Here is an 11,504-nt window from a genome sequence, read left to right as displayed (position 1 = left end):
CATTGGTTGTTACCCATGGTGGCGTCATTAAGTTATTGGCTTGTTTAGCGCAACGAAAACCTTTAGATGACCTACTTAAAATGCCAGCAGAGCTTGGAAAATTATATTCTCTGGAATTTTCTGAAAAAGATGATCAATTAACTTTTACGCTGAGATAGCAATTTTATATTTTCATACAATTGTAAGTTGTTATTTTTATAAAGATATTTGAAGTCATGTAATCGTACTGTCATTGCTAAAAATTAAGCTATGGGCATTTCTTATTAATAACTTATCAGACTTATGAATATTTTATTTAAAACGACGATGCTTGCAGCGTCATTATTGCTTGTAGCGTGTAACAATAATGACGATCAAGATGTTCAAACGACCACACCTACAAGTTCATCAAAATATTATCAAACTAAAACACCTTATCAACCGCAACAAGATTTAAAAAGCTATGAACACGCTCCGAATGGATTTCAGCCAGTTTTCACTGAGTTAGTCGCACGTCATGGTTCAAGAGGCCTCTCAAGTCTGAAATATGACTTAGCGCTTTATAATTTATGGAAGCAGGCAAAAGCAGAAAATGCTTTAACGCCGTTAGGTGAGCAACTAGGTGCTGATCTAGAAGCAATGATGAAAGCCAACATATTATTAGGCTATGGTGTCGAAGGAATTCGCCAGTATGGTTATGGAAATGAAACCATGACTGGTATTTTAGAACACCGCGGTATTGCAGATCGCTTATTACAACGCTTCCCCAATCTTCTAAACCCACAAGCATCTATATCGGTACAAAGTTCAGGTGTTGATCGTGCGGTAGATAGTGCTAAATTTTTTACGGCTGAATTAATTAAACAACAACCACAACTTAAAGATAAAATTGTTCCAACTTCTTATACCAGTTTATCGAGTGCAAGCATTCCAAGTGTTGTAGATGGCGGAGTTGACCGTTTTAAACTTTATTTTCATAGTTTGAATACAGATGAAGATTTGACTCAACCACTTAGTGCTAGTCAACAGAAAATTTATGATGCTAGTCAGGCCTATCAAGATTTTGAAGAAAATAATAAAGATTTAGCCCAAAAGTTAGATGAGTTATCAAAAAATACAGCAGCTGAAAAAACGGCCCAAACTGTACTTAATCCGATTTTTAAAGCAGACTTTATTAAAAAATTGGGTACAGCGGGTTATAGCTTTAGTAATACAGGGTCTTTTACCGTAACTTCGCCTAAAGGTGAGCAAATTACAGAAAAAGGTAAGGGGAAAAACACTATCGCCAGTGCAGTTGATGCAGCAGCTTATGTTTATGAGCTCTATTCGATTTCTGGTGGCATGAAAGATGAGCTAAAAGGTATCAATTTTGATAAATATATGCCTGTTGAAGCCGCAAAATTCTATGCTGAATTCAATGATGCTAATGATTTTTACGAAAAAGGCCCAAGTTTCACAGAGTCAAATCTGGTCACGAGTGAAATTGCACAGGGCTTAAAACAAGATATGTTCCAACAAGTTGACGCCGTGGTGAATAAAGCTCAGCCTTACAAAGCAGTTTTACGGTTTGCCCATGCTGAAATTATTATTCCTTTGGCAACCAGCCTAGATTTACATAATATGATGCAGCCTTTACCACTACGTCAGACTTATAATTACTCAACCAGCGCATGGCGCGGTGAAGTAGTTTCACCTATGGCAGCAAATGTCCAATGGGATATTTACCAAAATAGCCAAGGCAATACTTTGGTAAAAATGTTTTATAACGAAAAAGAAACTTTGTTCAAATCTGCATGTAACTATGCTCGTTATACACCAACCAGTTTTTACTATGATTACATCAAATTGAAACAGTGCTATCAAATGCAATAGATTTTCAGTTTTTGAAGTCTTTAATGGGGATAGGGATTGCTATTCCCATTTTTATTTCTTCATAATCCAATTTGTTTTTAAATATAGATCAGTTAGAGACTTGGATATGACACCTTTTTGGATTGCATTGCAATTTTTAACTGTTCTGCCTATTGAGTTAAAGACAATGCCGACGGCGCAACAAAATGGTCGAGCTATTTTGTTTTATCCACTGGTTGGACTGATTATTGGTGGCGTTCTTTTTCTTACCTCGTGTCTTTTAGTTAAATTACCCGTTCTTTTACTGGCTGCCATCATAATGACTTTATGGATTTGGCTGACAGGGGGATTACATCTAGACGGGCTAGCAGATACGGCAGATGCATGGGTAGGTGGTTTTGGAGACAAACTACGTACTTTACAAATCATGAAGGATCCAAGTTGTGGTCCAATTGGAGTGCTAAGTTTAGTTATTATTTGTTTGCTCAAGTTTGTACTGATTTATGTATTGATTGAACAGCATCAAACGTTATTTTTAGTTTTTGTTCCCATACTTGGGCGTATTGTGCCATCTATTTTGTTTTTAATTACACCATATGTTCGTGAAAAAGGTTTAGGCCGTTCATTGACTGATCATTTACCTAAAACAGCCTCATGGATAATAGCTGGGTTGGTTCTGCTATTTGCTTTATATTGGGAATGGCAAGGGCTCATCGCCATTATTGGCTTTTTGATCAGTCTGGTTTATTTAAGACATCTGTTTATTAAAAGAATTGGCGGTATTACAGGTGATACAGTAGGGGCAGCAATTGAGCTTAGCGAAACTGTGCTGCTTTTTGCTTTTGTGGTGAGTTATTTTTATTTAGTTTGATGTTGAATTCTGACAAAGAAAAAAAAGCCCTCAAGAATGAGGGCTTAATTGATCTTCTTAAAAAGATGAATTAACGATTTGGTAAAACGTCTTTTAAAGCTTCATGCATTTCAAGTAATGTTTTTTCAGTGGTTTCCCAGTCAATACAGCCATCAGTTACTGATTTACCATATTCAAGATCACAAAGATTTTCAGGAATATCTTGGCGGCCGCCTTTTAAGTGACTTTCAACCATAAGACCAACAATTGACTTATTACCATCTAAAATTTGTTCAGTAATATTCTTAAGAACAAGAGGTTGTAAGTACGGGTCTTTATTTGAGTTCGCGTGGCTCGCATCAATCATGATTTTTGTGCTAACTTTTGCTTTCGCTAAAGCATTTTCTGCTTCTTCAACAGAGCCAGCATCGTAGTTTGGTTTACCATTACCACCACGTAATACTACGTGTGCATATGGGTTGCCGCTCGTATTAATAATTGAAACTTGACCATCTTCGTTAAGGCCTAAGAAGCTATGGCCATATTTAACAGATTGCATCGCATTGGTTGCAACAGTTAAGCCACCATCAGTACCATTTTTAAAACCAACAGGTGATGACAAACCAGAAGACATTTCGCGGTGAGTTTGACTCTCGGTGGTACGTGCACCAATTGCAGACCATGAAATTAAGTCTTGATAGTACTGTGGAGAGTTCGGATCTAGTGCTTCAGTTGCACATGGCAGACCTTTTTCATTTAACTCAAGCAAGAGTTTACGACCAATACGTAAACCTTTTTCGATGTTAAATGAGTCATTCATGTCAGGGTCATTAATTAGACCTTTCCAACCAATTGTTGTACGTGGTTTTTCAAAATAAACACGCATAACTAAATACAATGAATCTTTAACCTTTTCACTTAATGCTTTTAAACGATCGGCATATTCGTGAGCAGCTTTTGGATCATGAATAGAGCAAGGACCAATAACGACAAACAAACGCTTATCTGAACCATCTAAAATATTACGAATGGTATCGCGACCTTTTAGAACGGTTTGTGAAGCAACATCAGATAATGGAAGTTCTGACTTAAGCTCAGCTGGTGTTACAAGAGTTTGAATGCTTTTAATATTAACGTCGTCGATATCTGGCTTTGAAACGGAATTTGAATGTGTAGTCATTGCTGTCACTGGTTCGATCATACTAAAGGTTGTTTTGTGTACTGAATATACCATGAAATAATTATGAAAATCCTACATCTCATGGTATTTCAGTTTGGAAAAATCTTATTGATTTTGCTATCTTTCAGCTGAGTTGCTTGTTTTTTCGGCAACTACAGCTTGTTGTTGTACCACAGGTGCTTTCGGTTTTGCTTTGACTGGGTGAACTATAAAGTTAACACCGAGGGCAAATAGGGTAATCCCTAAAATTTTTCGGATTAAACGTTCTGGCATGCGAGAACTAATGAGCGTACCAACAATAATTGCTGGAATCGAACCTACCAATAACCACATCAGAAGCGTAAAGTCGACGTTACCAGCACTCATATGTCCAAGGCCAGCCACTAAAGTGAGCAATACGGCATGTACAACATCTGAACCAATAATTCGAATCATTGGCAAGTTCGGGAACATGATCACGAGTGCCATAATGCCAAATGCGCCAGCACCGACTGATGAAAGCGTTACGAATACACCTAAGATGATACCCATAACCACGATAAAGCTACGTTTTTTATGGATAGCTAAATGCTCATTCTCAGTTTGAGTGACTTCTTTACTTCTAAAACGATTAAAGAACTTCTCAATACGCGAGCGGAAAATGATAGATACACCAGTTAAAGTCAGCATAAAACCTAACACCATGGTGAGCACAGCTTTATAGTGTGTTGACTGACTTAAATAATGCTCAAGTACCCATGTGGTTCCGAAAGATGCAGGAATACTGCCTACTGCTAACCATAAAACAATTGGCCAGACAATATTGAGCTTTCTAGCGTGAACCATTGATCCACAAAATTTTGAAATTGCGGCATAAAGTAGATCGGTACCAATTGCGATATGAGGTTCAATTCTAAAAAGGCCAATTAAAATTGGTGTCATTAATGATCCACCACCAACTCCTGTAATCCCTACACAGAAACCAACTAACATACCCGCTAAGATAAATTCAAAAGCACCAGACATCTTTATCGCCACTTATCACGAAACGCACATATCTTATTCCTTTTAGAGATAAACAGTTGTCATGAATAATGATTTGCTTATGCAAAAAAAAGCTAAGCAATCATAATTTTGCTTAGCTTGAGCTATTTTTCATCAAATTATTAGGGTCTAATATTATTTAGATGATTTTAAAGGGTTAAGTAGAAGGATGAGACCAAAAGTTAACGGCGTTGCAAAGATCCACCAACTGACAAAACCAATTGAAAATTTATAGTGTTGAATAAGAATAAATGCGCACAAAATAAACAATATAAATGCAGCTATTTTAAAGTGTCGGTAGTACTTTTGAGCTAATGATTTGAAATAGCCAGTTGACTTCGGCGATCGATATTTCTCGCTCGTCATAAATAACAAATACATTCCTAATAAAATGAAGATGAAAGCTATAAAGATCATGAGTTCACCTCAACCTTTAATTTATTCAGCTTTTTTTGAATCTTTTCTACAGCTTTATGCTGAATAGGTTGAATTTTGCAGAATATAAAAATTGCTAAAGCTGCGAAGATCCACAAAAATACATCTACACGTGCAAACGTCCAATAATCACTGAAATTTTGAACATAATCATATTTAAGTAAATAACTTAGATTTAAGATGGGAAGTGCAATACACAGCATAATAAAAACGCAAAGTTGAGTTCGCCACAAATGCTGCTTTTTAGTGAATAAAGCAATGATCAAGCTGATTAACCAAACTAAAAAAAAGCTATAAATTTCATAATTGATCGTGGTTGACGTAACTGTAAACAATCGATTTGCGCTTAAATAGGCGACAGTTGCACAAGGTAATCCAACAAACGCTGCAACATTTAAACGGTCAACTAAATAGTGTCCGAAATGAAACTTACTATTCTTATTTTGAATTTGTCGTTTAAGACTCCACAGTAACAAACCAGAGGCAATCATTACACAGCCTAAAATGCCTGAGAAAAAGAATCCTAAACGAAGTAAAGGCTGAGCAAATGTCGCCATATGTAGTCCATAGACACCCGCATTTAACGTTGCAATAGGACTATTATTACGTGTGTCTTCTAAGACTTTGCCAGTTGAAGCATTTAATGTAATTTGAGCTTGATTACGAGTAATAGAGCGGTCTTCTTGCTGAATAAATGTAATTTGCGCCTGATTGGTATTCGGATTTTTTACACTAATCGTTGATAAAGGTTCATTACCCCAACTTTGTTGAACTTGGTTCAATAGCTTATCAATAGCTAAGTTCTGAGCTGGCTGAATGGATTGATTCTCAAGTACAGTCTTTGTGCGTATTTCGGTAAAATATTGATAAGGGTTTTCAGGGTAAATCTTTTGCATTCCCCAAGGTAGATATAAATAAAAGAAAATAGCTAAGCCCGTAAATGTAATGGTTAAAAAGAAGGGCAGTGCAACGACAGAAGAAATATTGTGAAAGTCTAGCCATGAGCGCTGAGACTTAAATGTGCGTAAAGTAAAAAAGTCGATGAATATTTTTTTATGGGTAATAATGCCCGAAACCAAAGCAATCATCATAATAAATGCAGCAAGACATACAACTAATCGCCCAACTATTATTGGAATGCCAAAAAGTTGGTAATGGAAGCGGTAAAAAAAATCGCCGCCTAGAGTTGCCGAAAGTTGAAGTTCTTTTCCCGTGTTAGCATCAAGTGTGGCATTGCGATAACCGCCGTCAGCTTTTTCCCAATACATAGTATTGACGGGATTTTCTGGTGTAGCCACAGTTAAATACCAAGATTTGGCATCTGGAGCGTTTTCTTGTAAATATTGATATGCTGTTTTAATGGCAATATCTTGTTTTACTTCATATTGTGCAAGTGCAGGCTGCATCCATAAATTAATTTCGTGGCGGTAATAAGATAGGCTACCCATTAAGAAAATGGCAAATACGAGCCATCCAAATATTAAGCCAGTCCATGAGTGTAGCCATGCCATAGATTGACGTATACCTTTATGCATAACCCACCATACGTGTCACAAAAAAGAAAAGGGCGCACAAAACAATTGATAGCCCAGTGAGTTTCAAAAGTGATTGAACGCAGAAACCAACGATCACAAAGATGACGTAAAATAGAATGGCTATAAATGCTGCGAGATAAATAGCTTCAGCTTTGTCGAGGGTCAAAAGGAAAATTCCAATGAGTCCAAGACTTAAATACGCCATACAGGCAAAGCCTATACCGAAAACTAGCAAGAATCGATAGAAAACTTTTATACGATATGACATTGGGAGATTTACAGTTTTGGACATCTTTACTGACACATACACAAAGAATAATAAATAAAGCCAATCCCTAAATTGAGATTGGCTACGATATTAATATTTAAACTTTACAGCAACTGTATAGTTGGCAGAAGGGCCGTAAAAAGCTTGGCCATCTGGAAAACTATTTAAATATTTCTTGTCAAAAATATTATTACCATTTGCTTGAAGCGTAATATGATCGTTGACTTCATAGCTCGCCATTAAATTAACTAAAGCATATGCATCTTGTTTAATCGTACTGTTAACATTTGAATCATATAACTTTATCCCATCTTGCCATTGTAAGCCCGCACCAACTTTTAGCTTCGGTAAAACTGGTGGCGTGTATGTGGTTAGCACGTTAAGTGTCTGGTTTGGATTATAAGTTCTTGCCTCGCCGCCATTTTTAATATCTTTAATACTAAATTGAGCATAGCCGAAAGAAAGATTCACATTATTTGTGATTTGACCTGATAAGCCGACTTCTACACCTTGTGATTCTAAATCACTCGTTGGTACTTTTCGATTAAGTGGATTTCCATCAGAGCTGCGTAGAGGGTAATTATTTTGTTCAGTTTTAAATACTGAAAGTGTTCCTGTTAAACGGTCATCTAGCCATGAGCTTTTTACGCCCATTTCATAGCTTTTACCATCAATAGGTTTTAAAGCTTGATTGGTATCTTTATCAATACCAGTTTGAGGACGGAAAATTGAGGTGTAACTCATATAACCTGTATATTCAGGTGTAAAGTTATAGGTTAGTCCAACATATGGTGAGACTTTACTTTCACTATATGACATTGGTGAACCATAACTTTCACCTTTACTTTCAGCTTGGACATAGTTTGCACCCAGTAAAAGTTTTAAATCTTCATTAAGATGTAAGCGTGTCGCAGCATAGATTGAGTTAATATTCTGCTTATAGTTTGCGGCTTCTGTGAAATCTGACCAAGTTATAGATTGCGGTGTCCAACTTGACCAATCCGTAGTGGTTGATTTTATAACGTTACTATCGTTAATCGTTCCTGTAGATTGTTTATCTTGCTGATGACTACGTACATAGCTGTAGCCTAGAGATGCCTCATGTTCTCGATTGAAAAGTTTATATGTTCCTTCGAGATTAAAATCGACAGCATGTTTTTCTTGGTGCTCTTGACCACCCCAAGGGGTTAGAGAAACACCTGATCCATCAGCTTTTGGATAACCATAATAATAAAGAAGACGACTATTATGTTTGGTATCAAGATAGTTATAGGTCAGCTTAGCGGTCCACTGATCATTAATTTTTTGCTTTAATTCAACAAAAGCATTTTGTGTTTCATTATCCCAGTGTGCCCAGTCAGGGTTAGGGTTATATGAGCGGTCATATGAAATTTGTTTACCATTGGCATCTAACAAAGGCAGAGCACCCCAGTTGTTTGCATTGGGTTTATTTTGTTCTTGGCTATAACCTGCGGTCAGTAAAGTACTATCTGTCAAATCAGCTTCAATAATACCTGCGAAACCATTTTTTTCTGAAGAATATCGGTCAATGTAAGAATCGCCGGTTTGCTCATAGCCCATGATACGGCCACGTACTTTTCCACTAGAAGTAATTGAGCCTGATACGTCAGCTTCATAACGTTGAGTATCCCACGAACCATAACTTACACCACCACTTGCTTGGAATTCTTGAGTTGGTCGCTTACGAATATTGTTGATTGTTGCACTTGGATCACCAAATGCATTAGTTAAAGAATCTGCACCTTTAACTATTTCTACACGGTCGTAAAAGTAGGTATCAGGGTTAGTGTTGTTGTAGTTATAACCTGAGAGGGGAAAGCCCACGCCGTCAGTCAAAATATTTGAAATCTCAAAACCACGAGCCATGTACGAAGTACGCTCAGTTTCCTGATTGCTTACAGTTACTCCGGGAGTATTTTTTAGAACATCTCTCGTACTGGTAAGCCCAAAATCTTCAATTTGCTGACGAGTAACGACATTAATAGTTTGAGGAGTTTCTTTAGCCTCAATATTAAGTTTGGTTGCGCTACTTGAGTTTTTAACATTGTATGCTTTGGTCTGTTCAGAAGACTGCTCAGCACTTGTGGCTTTAACTTGAATGGTCTGTAATGCTTGTACCTCTGAGTCTTGAGCATAAGAGAGGTTCGCATAACAAATCGCGCAGGCGATTACGGTAAGCTTAAATGGTCGAGGTGGGATATTCATAAGATTAAAGATAATGTAAATAATTCTCATTTATTTTATTGTTTGTAAATGTAAGCTACAATTCAAATTGCATTGTTAATTTAGATTAAAAGATAGTAAGTGAATGTAATTTTAGATAGCCAAGCGCTTTGGCTACTTTTCATGAGTACGTATCGATCAAGTTCAAGATTGATAAACCTCTATGCTAGAATGCATTATTTCAAATTCTTGGGTAAATCGCCTTGGCAAACCAAAAACTTAAAATAGGCATTGTAGTTGGGGAAGTTTCAGGAGATACGCTTGGCGTTAAGCTCATGCGTAGTTTTCGTGAGCAGGGAATCGATGCTGAATTTGAGGGAATAGGTGGACCTCAAATGATTGCTGAAGGTTTTAAAAGCTATTACCCGATGGAAACTCTGTCTGTGATGGGGATTGTTGAGGTATTAAAAGACTTAAAAAAACTATTTGCGGTACGTGATGGCTTAATTAACCAATGGACTGAGCATCCCGTTGATATTTTTATTGGTATTGATGCACCAGATTTTAACCTCAGACTTTCAAAAAGTATTAAAGAAAAGAATCTTCCGATAAAAACAGTTCAATATGTGAGTCCTTCGGTTTGGGCATGGCGTCAGGGGCGTGTTCATGGCATTAAACAGAGTATAGATTTAGTACTTTGTTTATTTCCTTTTGAAAAAGTCTTCTATGAGCGATATGAAGTTCAGGCGGCATTTGTAGGTCATCCATTGGCTAAACAATTACCACTTGAAAATCCAATTCAAATTGCTAAACAACAATTAGGTATTGATGAAAATCAAAAACATATTGCTTTGTTGCCAGGTAGCCGTAAAGGGGAAGTAGAACGACTTCTTCCTATGTTGCTGGACGCTGCCAATATTTTGCATACCAAATATCCAGATATTCAATTTTTGATTCCCGCAATTAATGATGCACGTAAACAACAGATTGAGCAGGGTGTTGAACAATTAGCACCTCATTTAAAAGCTGCAATTCATATTTTAGAAAATACAGACACTGAATCAAAAGTTGGTCGTATGGTCATGAATGCAAGTGACATCATTGCTTTAGCTTCTGGGACAGCGACATTAGAAGCAATGTTAATGCATAGACCTATGGTCACTTTTTATAAGTTGCATTGGTTGACCTATTTAATTGCTAAGTTTTTAGTCAAAATTCCTTACTACTCTTTGCCAAATATCATTGCTGGTAAGAAAGTAATTGAAGAGCTGATTCAGGTGGACGCAACACCAGAAAATTTAGCAGCTGAAATAGAAAAACTGATGAATGTTGAAATAGCCCAAATTCAAGTGATGCAACATTTAACCATGCATAAACAGCTTATTTCTGGAAATACCGAAGATCCGGTACAGGCAATTTTACACTGTTTGAATAGCTAATTTTTAAGATTTGATTGGCTAATTGCTTTTAACCCAGCCAATGAAAATTTCTTAAAATGTTCAACTAAATCGTGTAAGGGCATCTGGGCTATATTCTTAAGAGGCTCGGGTGCTTGAGCATTCGGTCCGGCAATAATGAGCATCATGCAGGGTGTCATAACACTTAAAATGCAGGATAAAACAGCCGGATCATTTTCATCTAAACCAGCCACTTGGCTAATCAACTTACGAATAAGAAAAAATTTTCGCATTCCTGCAAATTCAATAAAACTTAATAAATGCTCTGAAGGTGAAAACAGTTCACGAATAAAGACTTTGCCATGCCAGACATCTTTTTCAGTTAATTTATGCAATAAAGTCTCAAGTAATAAGTTTAATTTTTCTTCTGGAGAGTGAGTGCTTTCAACAAGTTTTAGCAGGTAGTTTTCATCCAGATAGTGTGCGTGAGCTTCCAATAAAACTGCTTGATATAAACCATCTCGACCATCAAAGTGATAATTAATCGCAGCTAAATCGACATTTGCTGCTTTGGCAATTGCTTTGTTTGCTGTCTTTGCAAAACCATATTGGGCTATCAAAGGTCCCGCAGCCTCAATAATTTTAGACTTGGTTAAATCACCATCACTTCGTCTAGATCTGGACATGTTTAAACCTAATTTTAATTCACCATAAAAGTATATCTTTTATTCAAAGAGTAAGGTAATTTAAATTTAAATTGAATTTAAACTACGAAAATTTGAATTTAATAAAAAGGCCAATA

Annotated in this window: 11 protein-coding genes; 4 read left to right on the top strand and 7 right to left on the bottom strand. The window is 36.7% G+C overall.

Annotated features, from left to right (window positions below; translation table 11 throughout):
- The 3 genes from NL42_RS11845 to NL42_RS11835 all read left to right on the top strand — a co-directional run.
- A partial coding sequence (locus tag NL42_RS11845; RefSeq protein WP_461312891.1) for a histidine phosphatase family protein occupies positions 1 to 158 on the top strand: 158 nt, incomplete at its 5' end.
- A gap of 124 nt (positions 159 to 282) precedes the next feature.
- Entirely contained in the window at positions 283 to 1,851 is a 1,569-nt protein-coding gene (locus NL42_RS11840) for a histidine-type phosphatase (protein WP_461312890.1), read from the top strand.
- 106 nt (positions 1,852 to 1,957) lie between these two features.
- Positions 1,958 to 2,701, top strand: coding sequence for an adenosylcobinamide-GDP ribazoletransferase (locus NL42_RS11835; protein ID WP_461312889.1), 744 nt, complete (start codon positions 1,958 to 1,960; stop codon positions 2,699 to 2,701).
- A gap of 70 nt (positions 2,702 to 2,771) precedes the next feature.
- Here the strand turns inward: NL42_RS11835 and NL42_RS11830 are convergent, their stop codons facing one another.
- The 6 genes from NL42_RS11830 to NL42_RS11805 form a co-directional block, all read right to left on the bottom strand.
- Entirely contained in the window at positions 2,772 to 3,881 is a 1,110-nt protein-coding gene (locus NL42_RS11830; protein WP_013198033.1) for a 3-deoxy-7-phosphoheptulonate synthase, read from the bottom strand.
- 96 nt (positions 3,882 to 3,977) lie between these two features.
- Complete coding sequence (locus NL42_RS11825) at positions 3,978 to 4,865, bottom strand: sulfite exporter TauE/SafE family protein (protein WP_461312888.1); 888 nt, start codon at positions 4,863 to 4,865, stop codon at positions 3,978 to 3,980.
- A gap of 153 nt (positions 4,866 to 5,018) precedes the next feature.
- Positions 5,019 to 5,300 carry a DUF1634 domain-containing protein gene (locus NL42_RS11820; protein WP_461312887.1) on the bottom strand — a complete coding sequence of 94 codons (282 nt, stop codon included), beginning with the start codon at positions 5,298 to 5,300 and terminating at the stop codon, positions 5,019 to 5,021.
- A complete protein-coding gene (locus tag NL42_RS11815; protein WP_461312886.1) occupies positions 5,297 to 6,853 on the bottom strand; it encodes a PepSY-associated TM helix domain-containing protein in 1,557 nt (518 codons plus the stop codon). The genes NL42_RS11820 and NL42_RS11815 overlap by 4 nt, the downstream gene beginning before the upstream one ends.
- Positions 6,846 to 7,145, bottom strand: coding sequence for a hypothetical protein (locus NL42_RS11810; RefSeq protein ID WP_461312885.1), 300 nt, complete (start codon positions 7,143 to 7,145; stop codon positions 6,846 to 6,848). Before NL42_RS11810 ends, NL42_RS11815 begins: the two co-directional genes overlap by 8 nt.
- Positions 7,146 to 7,211: 66 nt before the next feature.
- Positions 7,212 to 9,347, bottom strand: coding sequence for a TonB-dependent siderophore receptor (locus NL42_RS11805; protein WP_461312884.1), 2,136 nt, complete (start codon positions 9,345 to 9,347; stop codon positions 7,212 to 7,214).
- A gap of 221 nt (positions 9,348 to 9,568) precedes the next feature.
- Here NL42_RS11805 and lpxB point away from each other — a divergent pair, with 221 nt between their 5' ends.
- A complete protein-coding gene (gene lpxB / locus NL42_RS11800) occupies positions 9,569 to 10,744 on the top strand; it encodes a lipid-A-disaccharide synthase (RefSeq protein WP_461312883.1) in 1,176 nt (391 codons plus the stop codon).
- On the opposite strand, the gene eppR is transcribed toward lpxB, so the two are convergent.
- On the bottom strand, positions 10,741 to 11,388 hold the full coding sequence (gene eppR / locus NL42_RS11795) for an error-prone polymerase regulator EppR (protein WP_461312882.1): 648 nt from the start codon (positions 11,386 to 11,388) through the stop codon (positions 10,741 to 10,743). The two genes, lpxB and eppR, sit on opposite strands and share 4 nt — an antisense overlap.
- Between the last annotated feature and the right edge of the window lie 116 nt (positions 11,389 to 11,504).

The sequence above is a fragment of the Acinetobacter sp. GN11 genome, from assembly GCF_054823985.1.
This window is presented reverse-complemented; position numbering and strand designations above follow the sequence as displayed.